At 68.5% G+C, this 22698-nt stretch carries 22 protein-coding genes; 1 reads left to right on the top strand and 21 read right to left on the bottom strand.

From position 1 onward, the window contains the following. Positions 1 to 28 precede the first annotated feature (28 nt). The 19 genes from NBG84_RS04570 to NBG84_RS04480 all read right to left on the bottom strand — a co-directional run bounded on the left by NBG84_RS04570 (position 29) and on the right by NBG84_RS04480 (position 19967). Positions 29 to 922 (bottom strand): SDR family NAD(P)-dependent oxidoreductase, encoded by an 894-nt coding sequence (locus NBG84_RS04570; RefSeq protein WP_250917949.1) that lies wholly within the window; start codon positions 920 to 922, stop codon positions 29 to 31. 158 nt (positions 923 to 1080) lie between these two features. Beyond that, a complete protein-coding gene (locus NBG84_RS04565) occupies positions 1081 to 2235 on the bottom strand; it encodes a thiolase family protein (protein WP_250917948.1) in 1155 nt (384 codons plus the stop codon). Positions 2236 to 2622: 387 nt separating this feature from the next. Then, positions 2623 to 3417 (bottom strand): SDR family NAD(P)-dependent oxidoreductase, encoded by a 795-nt coding sequence (locus NBG84_RS04560; protein ID WP_250917947.1) that lies wholly within the window; start codon positions 3415 to 3417, stop codon positions 2623 to 2625. A gap of 572 nt (positions 3418 to 3989) precedes the next feature. Continuing rightward, positions 3990 to 5069 (bottom strand): ABC transporter substrate-binding protein, encoded by a 1080-nt coding sequence (locus tag NBG84_RS04555; protein WP_250917946.1) that lies wholly within the window; start codon positions 5067 to 5069, stop codon positions 3990 to 3992. A gap of 71 nt (positions 5070 to 5140) precedes the next feature. Beyond that, positions 5141 to 6049 carry an ABC transporter permease gene (locus NBG84_RS04550; protein ID WP_250917945.1) on the bottom strand — a complete coding sequence of 303 codons (909 nt, stop codon included), beginning with the start codon at positions 6047 to 6049 and terminating at the stop codon, positions 5141 to 5143. Next, a complete protein-coding gene (locus NBG84_RS04545) occupies positions 6046 to 6879 on the bottom strand; it encodes an ABC transporter ATP-binding protein (RefSeq protein WP_250917944.1) in 834 nt (277 codons plus the stop codon). The genes NBG84_RS04550 and NBG84_RS04545 overlap by 4 nt, the downstream gene beginning before the upstream one ends. 94 nt (positions 6880 to 6973) lie before the next feature. Beyond that, entirely contained in the window at positions 6974 to 7600 is a 627-nt protein-coding gene (locus NBG84_RS04540) for a CoA transferase subunit B (protein WP_250917943.1), read from the bottom strand. Further along, the gene (locus NBG84_RS04535; RefSeq protein WP_250917942.1) at positions 7597 to 8355 is read right to left on the bottom strand and encodes a CoA transferase subunit A; all 759 of its coding nucleotides are present in this window, start codon (positions 8353 to 8355) and stop codon (positions 7597 to 7599) included. Before NBG84_RS04535 ends, NBG84_RS04540 begins: the two co-directional genes overlap by 4 nt. Positions 8356 to 8381: 26 nt before the next feature. After that, on the bottom strand, positions 8382 to 9194 hold the full coding sequence (locus tag NBG84_RS04530) for a TIGR03084 family metal-binding protein (RefSeq protein WP_250917941.1): 813 nt from the start codon (positions 9192 to 9194) through the stop codon (positions 8382 to 8384). Between the two features lie 320 nt (positions 9195 to 9514). Next, positions 9515 to 9916: a Zn-ribbon domain-containing OB-fold protein gene (locus NBG84_RS04525; protein ID WP_250917940.1), complete on the bottom strand. Its 402-nt coding sequence runs from the start codon at positions 9914 to 9916 to the stop codon at positions 9515 to 9517. A 13-nt stretch (positions 9917 to 9929) separates the two neighbouring features. Beyond that, positions 9930 to 11129: a thiolase family protein gene (locus NBG84_RS04520; protein ID WP_250917939.1), complete on the bottom strand. Its 1200-nt coding sequence runs from the start codon at positions 11127 to 11129 to the stop codon at positions 9930 to 9932. A 2-nt stretch (positions 11130 to 11131) separates the two neighbouring features. Beyond that, positions 11132 to 11578, bottom strand: a complete 447-nt coding sequence (locus NBG84_RS04515) for a hotdog family protein (RefSeq protein ID WP_250917938.1) — start codon at positions 11576 to 11578, stop codon at positions 11132 to 11134. Positions 11579 to 11600: 22 nt separating this feature from the next. Beyond that, complete coding sequence (locus NBG84_RS04510) at positions 11601 to 12086, bottom strand: FAS1-like dehydratase domain-containing protein (protein WP_250917937.1); 486 nt, start codon at positions 12084 to 12086, stop codon at positions 11601 to 11603. 108 nt (positions 12087 to 12194) lie between these two features. Then, positions 12195 to 13469: a CaiB/BaiF CoA transferase family protein gene (locus tag NBG84_RS04505; RefSeq protein WP_250917936.1), complete on the bottom strand. Its 1275-nt coding sequence runs from the start codon at positions 13467 to 13469 to the stop codon at positions 12195 to 12197. A 55-nt stretch (positions 13470 to 13524) separates the two neighbouring features. After that, entirely contained in the window at positions 13525 to 14778 is a 1254-nt protein-coding gene (locus NBG84_RS04500) for a CaiB/BaiF CoA transferase family protein (protein WP_250917935.1), read from the bottom strand. Continuing rightward, on the bottom strand, positions 14775 to 15941 hold the full coding sequence (locus NBG84_RS04495) for an acyl-CoA dehydrogenase family protein (protein ID WP_250917934.1): 1167 nt from the start codon (positions 15939 to 15941) through the stop codon (positions 14775 to 14777). Before NBG84_RS04495 ends, NBG84_RS04500 begins: the two co-directional genes overlap by 4 nt. Beyond that, on the bottom strand, positions 15938 to 17188 hold the full coding sequence (locus NBG84_RS04490) for an acyl-CoA dehydrogenase family protein (protein WP_250917933.1): 1251 nt from the start codon (positions 17186 to 17188) through the stop codon (positions 15938 to 15940). The genes NBG84_RS04495 and NBG84_RS04490 overlap by 4 nt, the downstream gene beginning before the upstream one ends. A gap of 239 nt (positions 17189 to 17427) precedes the next feature. After that, positions 17428 to 18222 (bottom strand): enoyl-CoA hydratase-related protein, encoded by a 795-nt coding sequence (locus NBG84_RS04485; protein WP_250917932.1) that lies wholly within the window; start codon positions 18220 to 18222, stop codon positions 17428 to 17430. Next, positions 18219 to 19967, bottom strand: coding sequence for a class I adenylate-forming enzyme family protein (locus NBG84_RS04480; RefSeq protein ID WP_250917931.1), 1749 nt, complete (start codon positions 19965 to 19967; stop codon positions 18219 to 18221). Before NBG84_RS04480 ends, NBG84_RS04485 begins: the two co-directional genes overlap by 4 nt. A gap of 291 nt (positions 19968 to 20258) precedes the next feature. Here NBG84_RS04480 and NBG84_RS04475 point away from each other — a divergent pair, with 291 nt between their 5' ends. After that, positions 20259 to 20867, top strand: coding sequence for a helix-turn-helix domain-containing protein (locus NBG84_RS04475; protein WP_250917930.1), 609 nt, complete (start codon positions 20259 to 20261; stop codon positions 20865 to 20867). 221 nt (positions 20868 to 21088) lie between these two features. On the opposite strand, the gene NBG84_RS04470 is transcribed toward NBG84_RS04475, so the two are convergent. Both NBG84_RS04470 and NBG84_RS04465 read right to left on the bottom strand, forming a co-directional pair. Continuing rightward, positions 21089 to 21787 carry a TetR-type transcription factor C-terminal domain-containing protein gene (locus NBG84_RS04470; RefSeq protein ID WP_250917929.1) on the bottom strand — a complete coding sequence of 233 codons (699 nt, stop codon included), beginning with the start codon at positions 21785 to 21787 and terminating at the stop codon, positions 21089 to 21091. Positions 21788 to 21847: 60 nt separating this feature from the next. Further along, positions 21848 to 22642, bottom strand: coding sequence for an enoyl-CoA hydratase/isomerase family protein (locus NBG84_RS04465; RefSeq protein ID WP_250917928.1), 795 nt, complete (start codon positions 22640 to 22642; stop codon positions 21848 to 21850). Between the last annotated feature and the right edge of the window lie 56 nt (positions 22643 to 22698).

The following is a 22698-nucleotide window of genomic DNA, read 5'->3' as shown; positions in this document are numbered from 1 at the left end:
GGCCCGGTCCACACCGGGTTACGCACCGTCAGCTCTGCTGGACCGCCCGTTGGGCGCCGACGGCGACCTTGGCCGGCTTGGCCGGCACTGCGGCGGTGGCCTCGGCGAGTTCCTCGATGCCCCAGCGGTGGTCCGCGGTGAAGGTCTGTGCCGGGCTCCAGCCCTGATAGAAGTCCACCTGCCCACCGATCACACGCAGTACCTGACCGGTGAACCGGCAGTCCGCCGCGGCCAGCATGGCGACAACCGGGGAGACATTGCCCGGATGCCAGGTGTCGAACTCGGCGCCCACGGTGGAGGTCATGATCTCGCCCAGGCCCGGGGTCGACTCGGTCATCTGGGTGCGGGCGCCTGGCGCGACGGCGTTGGCTCGCACGTGGTAGCGCTCCAATTCCTCCGCGGCGATCAGGGTGAGAGCGGCGATTCCCGCCTTCGCCGCACCGTAGTTGACCTGTCCGACATTGCCGTGCAGGCCGGAGCTGGAGGTGGTGTTGATCAGCGAGCGGTCGGCCGTCACTCCGGCTTTGGCCTGCTCGCGCCAGTATGCGGCGGCGTGCCGGGTGACGGCGAAAGTGCCCTTGAGGTGGACGGCGATGACCGCGTCGAACTCGGCCTCGGTCATCGAGACCAGCAGGCGATCGCGCAGGATGCCCGCGTTGTTCACCACGATGTGGAGATCACCGAAGGTCTCCACGGCTGTCTTGACCAACGACTCGGCGCCTGACCAGTCGGCGATGGACTCGGTGTGTGCGACGGCCTCGCCGCCCGCGGCCCTGATTGCCTCGACGGCGCCGTGCGCGGCCTCGCCGAGGTCGTTCACCACGACTGCGGCACCTTCGGCGGCGAGCAGCAGCGCGTGCTCCCGGCCGAGTCCGGCTCCGGCTCCGGTGACGACGGCTACGCGCCCGTCCAGCGAACCCATGGTGGAACTCCTTGCTGTGGTTGTCTGCCGGGTCGGCAGTACGGTGGGTGGAATCCGGTGCCGTGCCCGTCGCGTACCCACCGAAGGCCAGGGCGGGGTGTCTCCCCACCGGCTCGCGCGGTGAGCACTTCGCGGGTCTCGGCGGTCACCGCGGTGGATCAGAGGAGTTCGAGGATGGTGGCGTTGGCCTGGCCCCCGCCCTCGCACATCGACTGCAGGCCGTAGCGGATTCCGTTGTCCCGCATGTGGTGGACCAGAGTGGTCATCAGGCGGGCGCCGGAGCCGCCGATCGGATGGCCGATCGCCATGGCGCCACCGCACGGGTTCATCCGCTCGTAGTCGGCGCCGGTCTCCTTCAGCCAGGCCAGGGTGATCGGCGCGAACGCCTCGTTGATCTCGAACGCGCCGATGTCGCCGAGCGACAGGCCAGAACGCCGCAGCGCCTTGGCGGTCGCCGGGATCGGCCCCTTGAGCATGCTGACCGGATCGCAGCCGGTCACCACCGCGGTGTGCACGCGGGCCATGGGGGTCCAGCCCTGGGCGGCGGCGAACTCGCTGGTGGTGATGAGCAGCGCGGCGGAGGCGTCGGAGACCTGTGAGGCGTTGCCGGCGGTGATGTCGCCGCCCTCGAAGACCGGCTGGAGGGAGGCGAGCTTCTCCGCGGTCGAGCCCCGGCGCACCCCCTGGTCCGTGTCGAAGACATAGTCGGCGCCGTCCGCGTCGGTGACCGTGATCGGCGCGATCTGTCCCTTGAAGCGGCCTTCGTCGATGGCACGGGCCGCGCGGGCGTGGGAGTCGAGGGCGTGCTGGTCCATCTCGGTGCGCGAGATGCCGTACTCGTCGGCGATCAGCTGTGCTCCGGTGAACTGGCTGAACTCCTCGACGCCGTAGCGAGCCAGCGCGAGGCGACCGTACGGCTGGCCGAAGGATCGCGCGTCGGCGGCCCGTACCCGGCTCATCATCTCCACGCCGCCTGCGACGGCGACCTCGTACTGACCGGAGATGACACCCGCGGCGGCAAAACTGACAGCCTGCTGCGAGGACCCGCACTGGCGCTCGACGGAGACACCGGGCACATGCTCAGGCCAGCCCGCGCCCAGCACCGCGTAGCGTGCGCAGCACATGCTCTGCTCGCCGATCTGCGCTCCGACACCCCAGATGACATCGTCGACCAGGGCCGGGTCGAGATGGGTGCGCTCTTCAAGGGCCTTGAGAACATGGGCCGACAGGTCGACGGGGTGGAGATCGGCGAGAGCGCCGCCCCGCTTGCCGACGGCAGTACGAACGGCATCGACGATGACCGCGTCACGCATGAGTGATCCTCCTGGTAGTTGCAGGGAGTGGGCGGCGGACGGGGAGAGCCGCCGTCCGGCACCGAAACATGGGGTGGGTGCGCTCTCAGGGACCCTGGCGTGCACACTCCGCGGCTGGTCTGCCTCGCCGCCGGTTGGGTCGCCGAAAGGAGGGGCGGACGGCGACATGGGCAACGAGTTCCGCGGCTGCTGGCTCCCGGAGAGCGGCGCGGGTAGGGCACACCGCTGTTGTCGGGCCTCGTCACCGACGGGCAGCGGGGGACCCGGAGAAGGACACATCACCGTGGACGATGGCGTCGTGGCGCTCCCACCCCCGGTGGTACGGGGCGATCACCGGCGCAGCGAGGTTCCGGAACGCCGACGATGCCCAGGATTGCCTCTAGCGGGTCAGCGGCTGGCCGCGTCCACCATGAGGGCCTGTCCGGAGACGTAGTTGGTCTCTTGGAGGCACAGTGCGTAGACGGCGCCGGCGGCCTCCTGCGGGGTGCCGGGGCGGCCGAGTGGGCTGGTCTTCTCGACGCGGTCCACGATGGCCTGGCTGACACCGATCTTGATCTTGCGGCCCTCGATTTCGAGGGAGGCGCTGCCATCGGCGACGGCTTCGGTCATCCGGGTGAGGATGAATCCGAAGGCGACGGCGTTGACGTTGACCTTGTAGCGGCCCCACTCCTTGGCCAGGCTCTTGGTCAGTCCGATCACACCGGCCTTGGCCGAGCTGTAGTTGGCCTGGCCCGGGTTGCCGTACACACCGGAACCCGAGGAGACGTTGACCACCTTGCGGTGGTAGTCGGTCGGGTTGGCCTTGATGAAGGGCAGTGCGGCGCGCAGAATTCGGAACGGCGCCTTGAGGTGCATATCGACCACGGCGTCCCACTGCTCGTCGGTCATCTTCTGGATGACCGAGTCCCAGGTGTATCCGGCGTTGTTGATGATGATGTCCAGGCCGCCGAAGGCCTCTACGGCGGTGTCCACAAAGCGTTCGGCGAACCCGTCCTCGGTGACCGAGCCGACACAGATGACAGCCCTGCCACCCGCCGCGACCACATCCGCCGCCGTCTCCTTCGCGGGCTCCTCATCCAGATCGTTGATCACCACACTCGCTCCCTCAGAAGCGAGCTTCAGAGCGATCTCACGACCGATACCCCGGCCGGAGCCCGAAACGATCGCGACCTTGCCATCCATGGTTCCCATCATGCGTGTGCTCTCTTTCGGTGGTGTTCGGCGGGTGAGCAGGCGGTGGCGACCAAGGTGTCCGTCCGGGGCATCGTGCCGTCGGGCATGACGCCGCCGTTGCGCCGTCGCGGGCCACCTCGTGGGAGATCCCGTATCCGCCATGGCCGCAGCGCGGGCGGCCACCCGCTGTGTCGCGGTCGCCGCCGCTGCCTCCGGGCTCGGTGGGGGTGGTTCCGGCCCTAGGGCCGGTCTGCGCATCCCCGCACCGGAAGATATCCATGTCGGGGATAACGTTCATTCACTTTCTCGGTGGAGTCCCGAGTTGTCAAGTGACGCCGGGGAAAACTGCCCTTCGCCAGGGAGATGGCGGGCACCACAACAGACCGCGTTCGCCAGCACTGTCTTGCCCCTCACACACTTCGACTGCCCGGAAGCCCCTGCCTGGAGACTGCACACACCGAAACGAGAAACACACCCGCTTCACCTTGCCAGGTTGTTAGGTTTGATTTACTTCGAGGGAGGATGAAGAGGTCGACCCGACCGGGTGCGGACACCATGCCGGTGCCGGTACGGCCTCCGGTTCAGGGCTTCGCCGGCGCCTCGCCCAGGGATCGCACCACCTGGTCGCGGAAGGGCACATCGACCACCTTGCCGTACGCCAGCGGGCTCTTGAGCTCAAGGGAACCCTGCTCGATGAAGAGGGACTGCATGCCGTTGAGCTTGTCCTTGTCGACGGTCAGGGTGTCGTCATAGGCGTACTCGGGTGTGGTCTCCACCAGGGAGCGGGGGAACTTGCCCAGCTCTACGAAGCTGTCGACCGTCTTGGGGTTCTTGCTGTAACCGGGGGCGAGCTCCTTGCGGGCGGCCTCGATATGAGCCTTGAGGAAGGCGCAGCCGACCTCCGGCCGCTTCTTGAGCAGGTTGGGCCCCATGATGATGCCTCCTGTCTGCAGACCGACCAGGGCTCCCTGGGTGTCCAGCGGCTGGGCGACCCCGCTCTTCTCCACCGCGGAATCGAACGGCGCGGTGACCAGGGCCGCGTCGATGCTCTTGGTCTGCAACGCGGTCAGCATGTCGGCGGGCGCGAGCGTCACGTTCTTGACGTCGCTCAGTTTGAGGCCGCCCTTCTCCAGCCCCTGGCCGGTCACATAGAACGCGGCGGAGCCGGGCCCACCGGGCATCCCGATGCGCAGTCCCTTGAGATCGGAGATCTTGGAGACGGTGCCCTTCTTCATCAGGTCCGACCTGACGAAGAGCACGGTGGTCGGGCTCTTCGCGGTCATCTGGCCGGCCGACGACACGATGCGGACATCCACACCCTGGTCGATGGCGCTGAAGATGTTCGCGGGGAATCCGACCATGGCGGCGTCGAGTTGGCCCCGCCCGACGAGGGCGATGACGTCCTGGCCGGTGCTGAAGGTGGATGTCTTCACTTCGAGCTTGGCGCTCTTGTAGTGACCGCCTCCCTCCGCTTGCGAGGGCGTGCCGAAGGCGAGGGACGGCGTGGCGCCGAAGGTGACCTTCTCGGTCTTGGCGAGCGGCTTGCAGTAGTCACCGGTTCGGGCCTGGGTGGCACCGTCGTCGTCGCCTGTTCCACACGCGGTGACACCCAGCAGCAGTGTGGCGAGTCCCGCGGCTGACACGGCGCGGCTTCTGTTCATGGGGCTGTTCCCTTTCATGAGGGGGTGCGCTGAAGTGCTCGTTGGTGCCTGTGCGGTGGTGCGGTGAGGGGTCAGCGCGCCTTGCGGAAGCGCAGGCGGGAGCGGCGCCGGGTGCGTGCCCAGGGGGTGCACAGCCGCTGGACGACACCGATGACGGCGGTCGAGATCACACCCAGCAGGGCGGAGACAACGATGCCGACGTACATCGGCGAGGGCTGGAACAGGCTCCATGAGTGCCAGATGAGATAGCCGACGCCCTGGTCGGCGGCGACGAACTCGGTGGCGATGACCACCAGGATCGACATGCCCATCGCAAGGCGGAGACTGGTGAAGATCGGCGGGAGAGCCGCGGGCAGGACGATCTCGAACAACTTGCGGAAGTAGTTGGCGCGGAACGCCTTGGCGACATCGAACATGCTCGACGGGATGGCGTGGCAGGCGTCGGCGGTCGCGATGGTGACGAGGAGGAAGACCGTCATCCCGACGAGCAGCACCTTGGATGTCTCGCCCACTCCGAAGATGAGCAGCAGCAGCGGGAAGATGCCCAGCTTGGGAATGGTGTAGGCGCCGGTCACACTCGTCCGGAAGATCGCGTTGGCGATCGGGAGGGTGCCGAGCAGCAGGCCGAAGCCGATACCGAGGACGACTCCCGGCACATAGCCGAGCAGGACCCGGTTCATGGTCGCTGCCACATGGTCGAAGAGCGCGCCGCTGGAGATCAGTTCACGCGCGGATTCGGCGATCTCCGTCGGCGGCGGGAAGAACCGCACGTCGATGAGGTCGTTCATCGCGGCGAGTTGCCAGACGACGAGCAGGACGACCGGGGGGAGCAGGCTCAGTACCGCGGAGAGCCGGCGCCGTCTGATCTGGTAGCGCCGGGGGTTCAGCTCCGCCTTCCCCGGTGTGATGACGGTGCTTCCCGCCGGGCGGCCCTGGGTGGGGGCCGTTCTGCCGGTGTCGAGGGTCACGGGGTTCGTCATGGCTTGTCCTTCCGCATGACCTCTTCACGCAGGCTCTCCCAGATCTCCTGGCGGAGTTCCAGGAATTCGGGTGCGTAGCGCACCGAGGGGTCCCGGGGGCGTTCGATGGGGACGTCGAAGATCTGCTTCACCCGGCCGGGGCGTGCGGTCATCAGCACGATGCGGTCGCTGAGCAGGATGGCCTCGTCGAGGTCGTGGGTGACGGCGACCGCCGTACGCGACCGGTCGGACTCCCACTGCCGGAGCATCTCCTCCTGGAGGATCTGCCGCATCTGGGCGTCGAGCGCCGCGAAGGGCTCGTCGAGGAGGAGCAGCGCGGGGTCGAGGGCCAGGGCCCTGGCCAGCGCGACCCGTTGTTTCATGCCGCCGGACAGCTGGGCCGGATACGCTTTCTCGAAGCCGGTCAGCTTCATCGTCTCCAGCCAGGTGTGGGCGGTGGCCAGCGCCTCGCGGCGGGACTGCCCGCGCATCCTCAGGCCGAAGGCGACGTTCGCCTCCACCGTCTTCCAGGGGAGGATGCTGTAGTCCTGGAAGGCGATGGACAGTTGGGTGAGGTGGTCGCCGTAGTGGTTGACGGTCACCTCGCCCGCGGAGGGCTTCTCCAGGCCGGCGAGGATGCGCATCAGCGTGGACTTCCCGCAGCCTGACGGACCCAGCAGGGTGATGAACTCCCGCTCGCGGAAGGTGAAGCTGACATCGTCCAGCGCGGTCACGTCCGCTGTGCCGCTGACGAAGATCTTGCTGACCCCTTCGATGCGGACCTTCACGGGTGCGGCTTCGAGGGCTGACAGCCGCAGTGCCTCATGCTCGGCGGCGGCTTGGGTGTTCATCGGTTTCCGCCTTTCGAGGGGGGCTGGAGTACGCACACCAGCGCGGTCATGGTCATGGCCTGTCCTTTCCTCTGGGGTGCACGGCCGGTGGCGGTCATGCCAGGGGTGCTCCGGTGCGGGAGCGCACCTCGGCCTCGGTGACCCCCGGTGCGATCTCGCGCAGGGCCAGCCCGTCGGCTGTCACATCGATGACGGCGAGATCGGTGATGATGCGGTGGACCACTCCCCGGCCGGTCAGGGGAAGGGTGCACTCGGGGACGATCTTGGGCGAGCCGTCCTTGGCGCAGTGCTCCATCAGGACGATGACCCGACGGGCTCCGTGAACGAGGTCCATGGCGCCGCCCATGCCCTTGACGAGCTTGCCGGGCACGGCCCAGTTGGCGAGGTCGCCGGTGGCGGAGACCTGCATCCCGCCGAGGACGGCGACATCGAGATGGCCTCCGCGGATCATTCCGAAGGACAGCGCCGAGTCGAAGAAGGAGGCGCCCGGCACGGTGGTGACGGTCTCCTTGCCCGCGTTGATGAGGTCGGCGTCGACCTCGTCGGGAGCGGGGAAGGGGCCGGTGCCGAGAATGCCGTTCTCGCTGTGGAAGACGACATGGACGTTGTCGGGCATGTGCGCGGCGACCAGGGTGGGCAATCCGATGCCGAGGTTGACGTAGTCGCCGTCCTGGAGTTCGTCCGCGGCCCGGGCGGCCATTTCGGTCCGGGTGAGGCTCATGACGCACCTGCCCCGGCCGTGACGGTCACTCTCTCGATGCGTTTCTCGGGGGAGGGCGCGTGCACGACGTGTTGGACGAAGACGCCGGGGACGTGCACCGCCGCCGGGTCGAGTTCGCCGGGTTCGACCAGTTCCTCGACCTCGGCGATGGTGACCCGTCCGGCCATAGCGCACAGGGGGTTGAAGTTCTGGGCCGATTTGGCGAGGACGAGATTGCCGTGGCGGTCACCGCGCGCAGCCGCGACCAGGGCGAAGTCGGTGGTGATGGCGTGCTCCAGGACGTATTCCCGGCCGCCGAACGCGCGTGTCTCCTTGGGCGGGGATGCCACCGCGATGGAGCCGTCCGGTGCGTACCGCCAGGGGAGTCCGCCCTCGGCCATGGCGCTTCCGACGCCCGCGGGGGTGTAGAAGGCGGGTATCCCGCAGCCGCCTGCACGCAGCCGTTCGGCAAGCGATCCCTGGGGGCAGAGTTCGACCTCCAGTTCGCCCTCCAGGTACTGCCGGGCGAACTCCTTGTTCTCTCCCACGTAGGAGCTGGTCATACGGGCGATGCGGTGCTCGGCCAGCAGGAGGCCCAGCCCCCAGCCGTCCACGCCGCAGTTGTTGGACACCACGCTCAGTCCAGTGGCCGAGGTGCGTTGCAGCGCGGCGATGAGTGCCGAGGGGATGCCGCAGATGCCGAACCCGCCCACGGCCAGGCTCGCACCGGTGCCGATCGCCGCGACGGCGTCGTCGGCGGTGACGACCTTGTCCATTGTCACGTCCTCCGGGGTGTGGGATATCAGGAAAGGGCCACGGCGTTTTCGGTACGCAGTGGCTCCCGGCCGGTGCCGGGCTCGCCCGCGAAGGCCTGGGCGATGGACAGCCACTCCTCGGCCGCCGCTCCGGTGGCGGTGAGGGAGAGGTCATCGAGATGACGCCGCTGGGTGACGGCGAAGCAGAAGTCGAGCGCTGTGCCGGTGACCCGGTCGGTGGCCGCGGCCGGGCCCCAGGTCCACAGCTCTCCGCTCGGTGAGATCAACTCGACCCGTACCGGGTCGGCCGGGGCCTTGAGTCCGTTGGCCGCGTAGCTGAAGGCCCGCGCACCCACCCCGATGTGGGCCACATGGCGGAGTCGGTCGGTCGGCGCGATCTCGGCGCCGACGGTGTCGGCGATGTCCTGGGCGTGCGCCCAGGTCTCCATCAGCCGGGCCGTCAGCAGCGATGCCGCGCTCATCGAAGGCCCGAACCAGGGAAGCCGTACGGCCGGGTCCAACTCGCGGAAGGTGGAGAGCAGTTCGCCGCGGGCCCGGTCGTACCAGGTCAGCAGTTCGACGCCGGAGAGATGGCGGTAGCGCCGGGCGATGACATCGGGATCGATCTCACCGCTCGCCTCGACTCTCGCCCGCATCTGTACGAACGCGTCGGCGTTGGTGGCGGAGAGAACGGTGACCTCGTCGTAGTGGGCGAGATGCGAGATCTGGTCGGCGACGCTCCAGCCGGCGGATGGGGTCTCGGCGCGCCAATCGACCTCGGCGAGAGGAGCGACCACCGCTCGGACGACGGCGGACTCGGCAGCGAGATCCGCTGCCAGGTCTGCGAGGGAGATGGGCATTTTCCTCTACTTTCAGGCAGGGTGGGGCTTCGCCGGCCGCAAGAGGGCACACGCCGGTGAACGCTGGGTCGAGCCCACCGGACCTTCAGGGCCTTCTCGGTGGGCGGGCGAGGGGCCGGAGGCGATCCTTGTGAGTCGCTCTCCGGCTCCGCGCCCACTCCCAGGGCGGCGTGACCGGCGGCCGGAGCCTTCGTCCGCAGCGGGACGGGGCCGGTGCGTCAAGTACCCCCGGTGTCCCGCCTGAAGATACTGACCGTACGTACGGTTGTAAATGGTTGGACCCGACCAAATCGCCCGCACACAGGGTCTACGGTGGGTGGCTAGGCCGGCTCGTAGCGCAGCAGTGTGATGTTCCCGTCCGGGACGTCGTAGAACACCGGGCGCAGCGGCATACCGATGGTGATGGCCGCCGGGTCGACATTGACCAGTTCCGTGGTCAGCCGTGGTCCCTCCGCCAGCTCGACGATCGCGGGGAGCTGCGGCGGGGAGTCGGACCAGGCCGCGGCGGACGGCACGCGGGCGACCGCGAAACTGTAGAGAGCGGCGGCCCCGGACACCTCGCGCCATTCGAGGTCGTCCGCGAGCGACCCGGGGGCGAGGAGGCGGGGGTAGAAGACCCACCGGTCGCCCGACGGCGAGTACTGGATACGCATCCGGTGCTCGCGCAGTCCGTCCCAGAACGGTTGGGAGACGGGCGTGGGAAGGGGCAGTGGCTTGTCCATGATCGTCGTCTCCTCAGTCGCCCTGAAGGATCAGAGCCACCTGCTCGCTCATGATCCCGCCATTGCCGGTCACGAACGCCCGGTCGCAGTCGGACACCTGGTTGTCCCCGGACCGGCGTTGGATCTGCCGGGTCGCATCGCAGACATGGGACATACCGCCGGCCCTGCCGGGTTGCCCGAACGAGAGCTGGCCGCCGTGGGTGTTGCACGGGAAGTCGCCCCGGAAGGTCAGATCACGGCTGTTCACAAAGTCGGCCCCGGTGCCCTTGGGACAGAATCCAGCGTCCTCAAGGCTCATCAGGACGGTGATCGTGTAGCAGTCGTAGACGGACACCATGTCGATGTCCGCGTGGGTGACACCCGCCATCGCGAACGCCTGCGCGGACGCGGGCGCGATCGCCGTCTCCATCAGGTTCTCCGCGTAGGTGGGCGTCTTGAAGGCGACCCGCTCCCCGAAGCCCTTCACCCAGACCGGCCGGTGGCGGGCCCTGCGTGCGACGTCCGCGTTGGCCACGACCACGGCCGCTCCACCCGAGCACGGCATCACGATGTCCAGCAGCCGCAGCGGCTCGGCGATCACCGGGCTCGACAGCACATCCTCGATCGTGATCGGCTTCCCATGGAACACGGCGGCCGGATGGGCACATGCGTTGGTCCGCTGATCGACGGCGATCTTGGCCATGGCTCGGGTCGGATCGCCGAACTCGGCCGCGTACCGCTGGGCGAACATGGCGTAGGGAACGTTCTGTGCGACATTTCCGTACGGGATCTCGAACTCCGCCTGCGGTGACCCGTAGAGCGCGCTGGACGACACCCCGAAGGGGTCGGCCGGGGCATCGTTCACCACCGGCGGCTCGGGCACGGGGTCGCCCGGTAGCGCGCAGAGGACCACATCGGCGATGCCCAACTCCACGGCGGCAGCGGCGCGCCACACCATTCCCGCCGCCGAGGCACCGCCGAGGTCGACGAACTCCCCGTAGTTCACCGGGATACCGAGATACTCGGAGACCGTGGCGGGTGCGAACCGGGAGGTCTCCTGAACGGCGGTGGTGACGATTCCGTCGACCTCACGCGCTCCGATCCCGGCGTCCTCCAGCGCGTCACGCGCGAGTTCCGCCCACTGCTCGATGGTGAACCGCCGGGGGCGGGACGAACGGCGCTCGGGTTTCCACTCCGCGATGCCGATGATCGCGGCTTCTCCTCGCAGGCCCATGGTTAGCGGTCACCGCCCGTGCGGCGCGGTAGCGCCACGGTGGCGGTGCCCGGCATCAGGATCTGCCCCGCACCGTCCTCCTCCAGGATCTCGATCTCCACCAGTGCGTCGGCGCCGCTCTCGTGCTTGTCCGTGACCCTGCCGGTGAAGCGGAGCTCCCGGTCGGGGAAGGCACTGGCCCGGTTCCGCAGGGCGATCCGGGTCAGCCGCCCTCGGGGTCCCGCCCAGTCCGTGAGGGTCTGTGCCATCAGGGCCGCCTGCAAGGGCCCGTGGACCAGGATGTCCGCGTACCCCTCCTCCTCGACGGCCCAGGTGGTGTCGTAGTGCACCCGGTGGGGGTTGTTGGTGGCCGCGCTGAAAAGGAACAGCTGGGTCCGCCCGACGGTCCGGCTGGCGACCGGGATGTCGTCGCCGGTCCGCACATCCTCGAAGTAGCGTTGCTCGCTCATGTCACCTCTTCCTCGTCACTTCTCATCGGGCGATCATGGAGCTGACGCATCGGCCCACGATCTCGTCGTACTGGTTGCGGTCGACGCTCTCCCAGGTGACCAGGACGAAGGCCCCCGAGCGCCCGGTCTTCTTCTCGATGTCCCGGATGGAGCGACGGGAGGTGATGACATCGCCCGGGTGAACGCAGGAGTAGTACCAGCGCTCCTCTCCCCCGCCCATCCGGCGCGGTGGCAGATCGAGTTCGTCGGGCAGCGGGCCGAAGCCGACCCGGCCCCTGCGGGTCCCGTCCGGCCTCAGCTCGTCCAGCCGCGGGGCCTGATGGGTGACACAGCTGAGGAACAGGGGAGGCATCACCACATCGCGGTGGCCGTTGGCCCTGGCGAAGTCCTCGTCGAAGTACATGGGGTTGAGATCACCGACGGCAGCCGCCCACCGTTGGAACTCCTTCTTCTCCACACGGGCGGTCAGTTCCTCGGTGTGCCCGTCCGGGATGGGTATCGCACTCACTGTTCGCTCTCCTCTCTGCTGTGATCTGCCGTGATCTGCCGGGACTCGTCGGGACTCGTCGGGATTCATCCGGGCTAGATCCGGGATGTCATCTGGTCGCGCCGCGCATCAGACGATCTGCTCGTCGCTGACCAGGCCCTGGGCGACCCGTTGGTCGTACTCGGCGTCCGTGCAGCCGAGCACGTCCTTGTAGACATACGCGTTGTCCTCCCCGAACCCGGGAACGGGGCGCCCCCACCGCAGTTCGAAGCCGTCCGTACGCCAGGGGTGTCCCGGGTAGGGGTAGGTGCCGACGGTGGGGTGGCTGCGGGTCTGGAACCACTCGCGGTCCGCCAGATGCGGGTCCGCGAGAACCCTGGCCTCGGACATGACCTCACCCGCCGGGATACCGGCCGACTGGAACAGGTCGACCAGTTCGTCGACCCCGTACCGCGCGGTGAAGTCGGCGAGATGCTCCAGCAGACGGTCGGCGTTTCGGGTCCGCAGTTCGCCCGTGCGTCCCTCGGACAGCCAATCAGCCGCCCCGACCACGCCTTCGAGCGCGCGCCAGTCCGCGTCGTGGCGGATCGACAGGGCGACCCAGACGTCCGGCCCGGCGGTCGGCAGAACGTCCTGGAGCACCAGCGGGTCCCTGTTGCCCGCCGGGGCGGGGACCCGGTCGTTCATCTGGTGGTCGAGGAAGTACTCCCCGATCTCGTGCATCACGTTCTCGGCCTGGGCGAACTCCACGAGCTGGCCGCGCCCGGTGCGTTCGCGCTCCCAGAGGGCGGCCAGCACGGCGAAGGCGGCACCGGCCGGGGATGCCTCATCCATGTGGTAGTTCTCGCCGGCGATCGTGGGGTCGCCGTCCGCGTAGCCGTCCATCGCCTGGATGCCCACCAGGGCGTTGAAGTTCGGCCCGTAGCCGCGGTAGTCGCTCATGGGGCCGTCGAGCCCCAGCGCGGGCATCCGTACGACGATCAGCCGCGGGTTGACTGCGCTGAGGGTGTCGTAGTCGATGCCCAGTTTCGCCAGGACGCCCTTGGTGTTGTTCTCGATGAAGACATCGCTCTTCTCGATGAGCCGGAGGAAGTCCGCGTGTCCCTGGGGGGTGCCGAGGGACATCGACACACTCAGCTTGTTGCGTGCGTGCCAGTTGAAGATGGGGCTGCGGTCGTAGGGCCGCTTCCCGGGGTCGCGTTCCGGGTAGCTGCGGGTGGCGTACTCACGGCCGCCGACCTCGCGGTCGGCGGTCCGTGCCGAGACTCCCCGGCTGGTGCGCCGGGGGTCCTCGACGCGAATGACCTCCGCACCGAGGTCCCCGAGCAGCGTGGTGGCCCCGGGGCCCGACCACACCACGGTCAGGTCGACGATCCGTACGCCGTCCAGGGGGGCGCCTGTCATACCGGTCTCCCTTGCGTGTGTGATTCCTTGAAGCACCGTCGCCGGGTCGGCCGGCTCATACCGGCTCCGCGCCGCCCGGCGCCTCCGCCGGGGCGAGGGGAGTGTTCAGCTCGGCGAGTACGTCGGCGGTGTCCTCGCCGAGCAGGGGCGCCGTGCGGCGGAGCCGCCATCCCGAGCGCATCCGCCAGGGCGCGCCGAGATACTCCAGTTCACCGACGGCCGGGTGATCGGCCTTGATGAAGTAGCCCCGGCCCCGGAAGTGTTCGCTGTCCGCGACTTCGCCGACATCGAGGAACGCGGTGAGCGGAATCCCCGCCGCCTGGCCATGGGCCATGACGTCGTGTTTGGAGCGGGTCGCGAACCAGTCCTCCACCCGGTCGCGGAACGCGCGCTGCTCCTCGGGCGAGTCAAAGCTGAAGCGGTCCCGGAACCGGGTGCGGAACCCGTCGTCGCCGGCCGCGACCAGATCGACGAGCCGGTTCCAGAAGACCTGGTTGGCGACGTAGAGCATCACATGGCCGTCGCGGCACCGGAACGAGCCGGTGAAGGTGGCCGCGCCCCGGTGCGGACTGCGCACCCCTCGGGGCGCGTTCATCCCCGCGTACGCGGCGGTGAGCAGATACGAGGCACGGCGATCCGCCCCTGCGAGGAGGGCCTCCATACCGGAGACGTCGATGACCGAGCCCCGGCCGGATCTACGGGCGCTGAAGAGCCCTCCGAGGGCGGCCTCGGCGGCCATCCGGCCGATGGTGCAGTGGTCGAGCATCCCCGGCTTGCGATGGGGCGGCCGGTCGGCCGCGCCCGTGGCGTTCAACGGCCCGCCCATGGCCTGGAGCACCAGTCCGGTGGCCTCGTGGTCACGGTAGCGGCCGGTCTGGCCGAAGGCGGAGATACGGACGATGACGGCGCGGGGGTTGGCCTCGTGCAGCGCGCGCGGACCGATGCCGTGGCACTCCAGCGTCCCCGGTCTGAACGACTCGACGACGAGATCCGCTTTCGCCGCCAGCTCCAGCAGCAGCTGCCGTCCGATGGTCGTCGAGAAGTCGAGGCTCACCGAGCGCTTGTTGGTGTTGAGGTGCAGGAAGAGCGCGCTGGCCTCGGGGTTGTGGGTATCGCCGGGGTAGGGCCCCCGGTGCCGGGTCAGCGAGCCCTCCCCCGGCTTCTCGATCTTGATGACATCGGCGCCGAAGTCGGCGAAGGTCTTGGTGCAGAACTCACCCGCCACCCACCGCGAAAGGTCGAGCACCCGCAGATCGTCGAACACCTGGGAGGGTCCGCCACCGGCCGTGAGCGCCGGGCGCGCTGTCACGGCGTAGTCCTCTCGGCCGGGGCACCGACCAGTCCGAGCGCCTGTTCCAGCCGCCCGATCTGGGTGTCCCACGCACCGCCGAGGAGTTCGGCGGTCTTCGCGCGCTCGGACCACATGTGCAGTCCTGTCTCCAGGATGTATCCCATGCCCCCATGGGCCTGGTGCGCGTTGAGGGTGGCGAGCTTGTACGCCTCGTTGCTGTGCAGCTTGGCGATCGCGACCTCCCGCTCGGCGAGTTCACCGCGGGCGGTCCGCCAGCACGCCTGGGCGGCCACCAACCGGGCCCCGGCGACGGCGATATGCGCGTCGGCCACCAGATGCTGGACGGCCTGGAATCCGGCGAGTGGGCGGCCGAACTGCTCGCGGACCTTGACGTAGTCGACGGTCCGGTCGAGTACGGCCGCGGCGCCGCCGACCATCTCCATGCACTGGAGCGCCGTCACCGCGTTGGCCACCCAGCGCAGATCGCTCTCGTCCAGGCCGCCGTCGAGCAGGTCGATCACCCGGTCGTCGTCCGCGTGGACGGCGAGGTCGAGGTGGACACGGCACTGGATGTCCCGGCCGAAGGTGCGGTGCCGCTCACTCCGCCAGCCGTCCTGGCCGGGGGTCAGGATGAAGGCGAGCGTTCGCTCAGGGCCGTCCTCGGGCAGGGTGCGCGCGGAGACCAGCACCGCGTCCACGACATCGGCGTTCTGGACGAAGTCGATCGTCCCCGCCAGATGCCAGGTGTCGCCGTCGCGCCGGGCGGTCACGGTGGGGCGGATGTCGCCGGAGTCCGATGGATTCCACAGGGCCGTACTCGCCCTCAGCTCACCGGCCGCCAGTGACCGCAGCCATCTGCGGCGCTGCTCGGGCGAGCCCAGCCGGTCGATCGTGATACCGAACGCGAGCGTGCTGTAGACGATCGTGGGACACAGCACCCGGCCGGCTTCCTGAAGGACCAGGCCGAGTTCGAAGAGCCCGGCTCCCTGGCCGCCGACATCTTCCGAGAAGGGCAGCCCGAGGATGCCCGTATCCGCCAGCGAGGTCCACAGCCGCTGGGGGTCCATGGTCGTGTCGTCGGCTCGCAGTTCGCGTACCAGCTCCGGAGGGCACTCCTTGGCGAACAGACTCCGTACCGACCGCTGGAGTTCGATCTGGTCGTCGGTGAGCGTGATTCTCATCGGTTCGCTCCGTTCAGTTCGCGGTCGGCTACGGTCTTGTCGGCCGGTCGGCTCGGGCGCCGTCCGGACGAGGGCATGCCGTGTCCGCGTTGGGCGATGACATCGCGCAGCACCTCATTGGTGCCGCCCGCGAAGCGGAAGCGGGCGGAGGAGCGGTAGAGCCACTCCATCGCGCCGTTCAACGGGGCGTCGGGATCGTGCCGATCGAGCTGACCGGCTGCCCCGAAGATCTGCATCCCGTAGTCGGCGATCTTCTGCCGGAGTTCGCTGGTGTAGATCTTCGCGGTGGTGAGGGTGATCGTGGGAATGGCTCCCTCGTCGACCTGGGATGCCGCTTCGAGGGCGAACAGCCGGGCGACCTCGACACCCGCGTCCAACTCGGCCAGCCGACGGCGCACCTCGGGCCGATCCGCGAGCCGTACGCCGTCGGCGGTGGTGGTCCCGCACCGTTCGATGAGCCGGTCCACCTCCCTGCGCATCTCACCGTCGAAGACGATGAAACCGCGTTCCAGGTCAAGGGCGCCGGTGATGTACTGCCAGCCCTTGTTCACCTCGCCGATGAGATGGGTTCTGGGCACCCGGACATCGGTGAAGAACGCCTCGTTCGTACGGGAGCCGCGCCAGGTGATGAGCGGCCGGATCTCGATTCCCGGAGTGTCGATGGGAACCATGATCACCGAAATTCCCCGGTGTTTGGGGGCGAGGGGATCGGTACGGACACAAAGCCATTCATGGGTGGTGTGGTGGGCGTGGCTGTTCCAGATCTTGGAACCGTTGATCACCCATTCATCACCGTCGAGTACGGCCTGGGTGCGCAGGCTCGCCAGGTCCGTTCCCGCGTCCGGCTCGGAGTATCCGACCGCGGCGGTTATCTCGCCCTTGGCGATTCCGGGAAGGAATTCCGCCTTGTTCTGCGGGGTGCCGTGCTCCATGATCATCGGGGCGACCGAAGTGACCGTCAGATCAGGTCCCGGGACCCCCGCGTAGTCCAGTTCGGTGAGCAGGATCTGCTGGTCGACCGCGCCGCGCCCCAGACCGCCGTACTCCTTCGGCCAGGTGAGCCCGAACCAGCGCTTCTCACTCAGCTTCTTCCAGAAGACCCGCAGATGGGGCCCGGGGCCCTCCGGGGAGTCGGGGCCTCCGGTCTGCCACAGTTCATCCCGCAGTTCCTGTGGCACCTGGGCGGCGAGGAAGTCACGTACCTCTTGCCGCCAGCGCCGCTGGGAGTCGTTCAGTTCAAACTCCACGAGAGCCTTCCTTCCTCACTTCCGGCCGATCCATCCTGGCTCGTCAACATATTGACAGCGTCTTGAATATATTGAAGCTAGCCCGCATGGGTCACTCCGTCAAGGAGATGTTTTCGACCTCGGAATATCGATTTTTCTTCTGCGCCGGTGTGATCGGTGGCGGCAATCTCTTCAATAGCCGATGCCGGTCGATGCCCTTTGGCTATCGGCGCGTTGGCCTTCTCGCGCGATTCACCTTTCTAGCGCGGCACTGCCCAGGACGGTGCGCGTTTCTCCGCGAATGCGCGGATGCCTTCCTGACCGTCCTCGCTCGCGAAATAGCGGGCCGCGATCGCGGTCATCTCCCGGAAATCCGCCGCCATACCTCCCGGCTCACGCCGCAGGAGTTCCTTGGCCCCCGCCAGGGCCGCCGGCGCTCCGAGCCGAAGCATGTCCGTATAGCGCCGGACCTCGGCGTCGAGGTCATCGTCGGCGACCGCGGCCGTGATCAGCCCGATGGCCGCCGCCCGCTCGGCGCCGAACACCTCGCCGGTGAGGAAGAGCTCCTGTGCCGCGCGGGGATGCACTCGGCGCAGGACCGGGACGGAGATGACCGCCGGTACGACGCCGATCCGGACCTCGGGGAACGCGAAGGTCACGGACCGGGACGCGATGGCCAGGTCGCAGGCGGCCACCAGGCCCACTCCCCCGGCTCTGGCGGGTCCGGCGAGCTTGGCGACCACGGGCTTCGGGGATTCCCAGATGCTGGTGAGCAGCGCGGGGAACTCATGGACGCCCTGGTCGTCGGCGCCCGCGCCGCGTGACTCCTTGAGATCCATTCCGGAGCAGAACACGCGCCCGGTGTGATCCAGCAGGATCACTCGGACCGCCTCGTCGCTGATCGCCCAGTCGAGACACTCCGCCAGTTCCCGGCGCACCCGCGTGGACAGCGCGTTGCGATTGGCCGGTGAGTCAAGCGTGATGGTGGCGACGCCTGGGCCATGCGCCCCGAGGTCGAGGCGGACCAGTCGGCCGGCCGAAAGCGGGGCGCTCAACGCGGGTCCCGACCGGGACCCGACCGGGTGGGCGCATCGTCGCCGCCGGTCGTTTCTGGCTTCCTGGTCCCTTCGTCCGCGGAGAACCATTCCTGGAGCCGGAACTTCTGGATCTTTCCCGACGGGGTGGTGGGGAACTCGCTCACCACCCGGACATGAGCGGGGATGCGGTAGTTGGCGATCCTGCCCCGCAACCGCTCCCGCAACTCCGACTCCTCGATACGGGCCCCGGGGTGTGCGAGCACATAGGCGACGACGGCCTCACCGTAGTAGTCGTCGGGTACGCCGATCACACTGACATCGGCGACTTCGGGAACGTGTTCCCGGATGGCGTCCTCGACGGCGACGGGGGCGATGTTCTGACCGCCCCTGATGATCATGTCCTTGGCGCGCCCGGTGACCTGGAGGTATCCGTCCGGGCTCAGCCGTCCCAGATCTCCGCTCCGCAGCCAGCCATCCGCGCTGACGGTGGCCGCCGTCGTCTCGGCGTCGCCCTCGTACCCTTCCATCAGACCCCAGCCACGGAAGCGGATCTCGCCCTCCTCGCCCATCGCCACCCGTTGCTCGGTGCCCACGCCGACGATGTCGACCTCGGCCCCGGGCAGGGGCCGCCCGACGGTGACGAGGGCCCGCTCCAGGGGATCGGTGGGGCCGGTCTGGAGCACCGGACCGGCGGTCTCCGTCATGCCGTAGATATTGGAGATCGCCACACCGTAGGTGTCGACCCAGTGCCGGGCGGTCTGTTCGGGGACCAGAGCGCCTCCGGTGATGACCGTGCGCAGGGCGGAGAAGCCGAGGCCGTCCCGCTGGGCCCGGTCCGCGACCGCGATCATCATGGTCGGGACGGCGTGGATGGCCGTCGCCGCCTCTCCGTCGATCGCCGCCGCCATGGCGGCGGGACTGAATCGGGGCATGGTCAGCTGGGTGCCCGAACTGGCGAGGCAGAGGGCGATGGCGATCGTCCCGCCGACATGGAAGTAGGGCATGGCGTGCACATAGCGGCAGCCCTCCTCCAGTTCGGCCCGCCCGGCGGTGCACCGGCCGACGTTCGCGAAGGCCGCGCTGCGCAGCCTAACCCCCTTGGGTCGTCCGGTCGTTCCGGAGGTGAACTGGATCTGTACGACGTCCTCGGGGCGGGCCTCGGCGCGTACGGCGGCGTAGGCCGCGTCATCGATCGCCGCGGCTCCCCGCAGCCACCCCTCCCATTCGGTGTCATGACCGGACTCGGGGTCGAGGGCGATTCTCAGCCGCAGCTCCGGCAGCTCCGCGGCCACCTCGGCGAGCGTCGCCCAGAGGTCGTTGCCACGGTCCCGGCCGATGGAGAAACACAGTTGGGCATGGGAGCGCCGCAGGATATCGGCCAGTTCCGCACCGCTGTAGCCGGGATTCATCGGCACCATGGCGGCGCCGATCCGGGAGCAGGCGAGCTGGAGAAAGACGAACTCGGGCCGGTTGGCCGCGCAGATCGCGACGACGCTTCCCCGCCCGGCACCGGAGGCGAGCAGCGCCCGCGCGGCGGCGTCGACCCGTTCGGTGAGTTCGGCGTAGGTCCACCTCCGCGCCGGTCCGTCGTCCCGCAGGAAGACCAGCGCCTCACGGTCCGGCGCTGCCGCCGCGGCCCGTTCGAGCAGTTCGTCCAGACGCAGTTCCGAAAGGCCCGGCATCTGCTCGTCGGACTCGCGCCAATAGGCGGGGCCGGCGGCTTCCTCTGCGGCGGATCTTTCCCTCATGGTGAGTTCACCCATGGACTGAACCCCCTTCGATCGCATCGGTTCAGCGCCTAGCACTGTCTGATTTTCGACTACGCTCACCGTATCGACCGTCCGTACGGTTAGCAATAGGTTCCTGATACATCGAGTCGCCGTCCGGAGGCTTGCCGACAGAGTGCCAGGAGAGCACCCGAGCCGTCTTGTTCCGGCCGTGCCATGGCGCGGCCAGTGAGGCGGTGAGGGGCTTGATCGCCTGCAATACTCTGGAAAAACGGACCCGAGGGCGGCAGCGACCCGTCCTATGGAGGCGCGAGGAGCATGAGGTCAATGACGGCTGGAGCGGTCAGCGAGCCGGAGGGGCCAGCCGCCGCTCCGATGCTCCATGTGATCGGGGCGCGGATAAGGGCCCGCAGGGCGGAGCGCGGACTCTCGGTCGAGCGCCTCAGCGCGCTCTCCGGCATCTCGGCCGGAATGCTCAGCCTGGTCGAGCGCGGTAAGGCCAATCCGTCCTTCACCACACTGCTGCACATCGCGCACGGTCTCGGTGTCTCGATCGGCTGGTTCTTCGACAGCGACGAGACCCGGCCCCACTCCCCCGTCGTCCGCAAGTCGGAGCGGCGCGGCATCGAGGGCTCCACTCGCCCGGTCGACGGCATCGTCCGCGAGGCCCTGACCCCGAGCGCCAGCGGCGTCCTTGAGGCGGTCTGGCTGGAGAACCCGCCCGGCTTCGACAGCAGTGCCACGCCGTACCAACACGACGGCGTCGAGTTCGGGTTCGTACTCTCCGGGACCTGGGACGTCTACCTCAACGGCGAACGCCACCGCCTGGAAGCGGGCGACACCATCACCTACGACTGCGATGTCCCGCACTGGCACGTCAACCCGGGCGAGGAACCCACCACGGCGATCTGGGTGGTCACACCGCCACGGCGCTAGCGGTGGCCCCGGGAGCGGGCCGCATGCGCGGGCATCACACTCCCGGCCGGCCGGAGCGCGGCCACATCGAACAACCCGGGCAGCTGGGAACACCCGGGCCGTCCGGCACCAGCGGCTACCCCTGGGCGCCGGACATGCCGATGACACCCCTCCCGCCGGAGAGCCAGCGTCACAGGGGTGCGGGTGCGCCAGTGGGAACGGCCATCGCGCGCGACGCGATGTCAGCTCGCGGCAGGGGGCTCCGGGGGGAGGCGGTTGGGTGTGCGGATCACCGTGGCGATGGCCGTGGAGATGGCCTCGTCGACGTCGGTCAGGGACTCGCTGCGCGCGCCGCAGAGCCCGAGCAGCACATCGCTGGCGAAGAAGGTGGCGATCTCCTCGATCGACTTGGCTCCCTCCGGCCGGTACCAGGTCCAGGCGTAGTTGCACATACCGAAGATATGCAGCGCCGAGAGCCCGGGGTCGCTGGAGTGGAACACGCCCCCCGCCACACCGCGCTCGATGATCGCGACGACCATGTCGCGGTACTCGATCCGCCGCCCCCGCAGCTCCTCGCTGAGACCGCCGCCCTCGGCGTAGCGCACGAACTCCCGAAGGAAGGCGATCGTCGCCGCGCGGTCGTCCCGGTGCGCGGCCAGTAGCGCGTAGACGATCGCGGCCAGTTGGGTGAGGGGGTCGTCGAGTTCCCGGTGGATGAACTCGGCCTCGGCGAAACGACGCTCGTAATAGGCGGAGTGCACTTCGTGGAGCATCCGCTCCTTGTTGCCGAAGTGATGGACGATGGTGCCCTTGCTCAGGCCCAGAACCGTGGCGATCTCGCTCAGGCTGGTGTCGCTGTAACCCTTCCTGGCGACGTGTTCCGCGAAGACGCGGAGGATGTCGTCACGGGAGCTCGCCCGGGGTGTTCTCACGGTGACCATGGAGGAACTTTACACTGACCGTTCGTCCGGTAGGCGAATCGCGTCCGCACCTCTGGCCCATCACCGCCCGGTGAACCGGGGCTGCCTCTTCTCCAGGAACGCGTCGACGGCCTCCACGTGGTCCTCGCTCATGAAGGTCAGCAGCTCGTAACCGGTGGACGCGTCGAAGGCGACCCCGAGCGCCTGCTTGACCAGTTTGTTGACGGCCATCTTGGTGAAGCGGACCGCCATGGGCGCACCTTCGGCCAGACGCCGGGCGAACGCGAGGGCCCGCTCCTCCAGTTCGGCGTCGGGCACCACATGGTTGACCAGGCCGAGCCGCTCGGCGGCGGCGGCGGTGAGCGCGTCACCGGTCATCAGGAACTCCTTGGCGCGGGCGGGCCCCACCGCCATCGGCCAGGCCACCACTCCACCGTCTCCGGCGACGATGCCCGCTTTCACATGGGGATCGGCGATCTTCGCCGACTCCGCCATGAAGATGACATCGCTGTAGAGCGCGATACTCGTGCCCAGCCCCATGGCGTAGCCGTGTACCGCGGTCACGATCGGGATCTCCACATCGAGCATGTCCCAGATCAGCTGCTTGGCGTCGCGATTGAGCTCCGCGAGGGCGTGCGGGCTGCGGAGCGTACGGAACCACTCGAAGTCCCCGCCGACCGAGAAGGCCCGCCCGCGTCCGCTCAAGAGCACCACGCGCGCCTGGGATTCCTGCTTGAGCATCCTGAACAACTTGGTGAGGTCGTCGTGCATCGCCCGGTCGATGGCGTTCATATCGCTGCGGGGGTTGTCGAGGACGACATGCAGCACAAAACCGTCGCGCCGCACATCGACACAGGTGAAATCGCTGGAGTCCATGGAGCCCCTCGGGCAAGGGCCGACGCTGTCGACCGTGTGGGCGGTTGAGATCGAAA

This window comes from Streptomyces albipurpureus, from assembly GCF_023701525.1.
GTDB classification, from domain to species: Bacteria; Actinomycetota; Actinomycetes; order Streptomycetales; family Streptomycetaceae; genus Streptomyces; species Streptomyces albipurpureus.
This window is presented reverse-complemented; position numbering and strand designations above follow the sequence as displayed.

Coding starts and splice junctions, on each gene's coding strand:
- NBG84_RS04570 (WP_250917949.1), bottom strand. CDS start 922: ATGGGTTCGCTGGACGGGCGCGTAGCCGTCGTCACCGGAGCCGGAGCC.
- NBG84_RS04565 (WP_250917948.1), bottom strand. CDS start 2,235: ATGCGTGACGCGGTCATCGTCGATGCCGTTCGTACTGCCGTCGGCAAG.
- NBG84_RS04560 (WP_250917947.1), bottom strand. CDS start 3,417: ATGGATGGCAAGGTCGCGATCGTTTCGGGCTCCGGCCGGGGTATCGGT.
- NBG84_RS04555 (WP_250917946.1), bottom strand. CDS start 5,069: ATGAACAGAAGCCGCGCCGTGTCAGCCGCGGGACTCGCCACACTGCTG.
- NBG84_RS04550 (WP_250917945.1), bottom strand. CDS start 6,049: ATGACGAACCCCGTGACCCTCGACACCGGCAGAACGGCCCCCACCCAG.
- NBG84_RS04545 (WP_250917944.1), bottom strand. CDS start 6,879: ATGAACACCCAAGCCGCCGCCGAGCATGAGGCACTGCGGCTGTCAGCC.
- NBG84_RS04540 (WP_250917943.1), bottom strand. CDS start 7,600: ATGAGCCTCACCCGGACCGAAATGGCCGCCCGGGCCGCGGACGAACTC.
- NBG84_RS04535 (WP_250917942.1), bottom strand. CDS start 8,355: ATGGACAAGGTCGTCACCGCCGACGACGCCGTCGCGGCGATCGGCACC.
- NBG84_RS04530 (WP_250917941.1), bottom strand. CDS start 9,194: ATGCCCATCTCCCTCGCAGACCTGGCAGCGGATCTCGCTGCCGAGTCC.
- NBG84_RS04525 (WP_250917940.1), bottom strand. CDS start 9,916: ATGGACAAGCCACTGCCCCTTCCCACGCCCGTCTCCCAACCGTTCTGG.
- NBG84_RS04520 (WP_250917939.1), bottom strand. CDS start 11,129: ATGGGCCTGCGAGGAGAAGCCGCGATCATCGGCATCGCGGAGTGGAAA.
- NBG84_RS04515 (WP_250917938.1), bottom strand. CDS start 11,578: ATGAGCGAGCAACGCTACTTCGAGGATGTGCGGACCGGCGACGACATC.
- NBG84_RS04505 (WP_250917936.1), bottom strand. CDS start 13,469: ATGACAGGCGCCCCCCTGGACGGCGTACGGATCGTCGACCTGACCGTG.
- NBG84_RS04495 (WP_250917934.1), bottom strand. CDS start 15,941: ATGAGAATCACGCTCACCGACGACCAGATCGAACTCCAGCGGTCGGTA.
- NBG84_RS04480 (WP_250917931.1), bottom strand. CDS start 19,967: ATGGGTGAACTCACCATGAGGGAAAGATCCGCCGCAGAGGAAGCCGCC.
- NBG84_RS04475 (WP_250917930.1), top strand. CDS start 20,259: ATGACGGCTGGAGCGGTCAGCGAGCCGGAGGGGCCAGCCGCCGCTCCG.
- NBG84_RS04470 (WP_250917929.1), bottom strand. CDS start 21,787: ATGGTCACCGTGAGAACACCCCGGGCGAGCTCCCGTGACGACATCCTC.
- NBG84_RS04465 (WP_250917928.1), bottom strand. CDS start 22,642: ATGGACTCCAGCGATTTCACCTGTGTCGATGTGCGGCGCGACGGTTTT.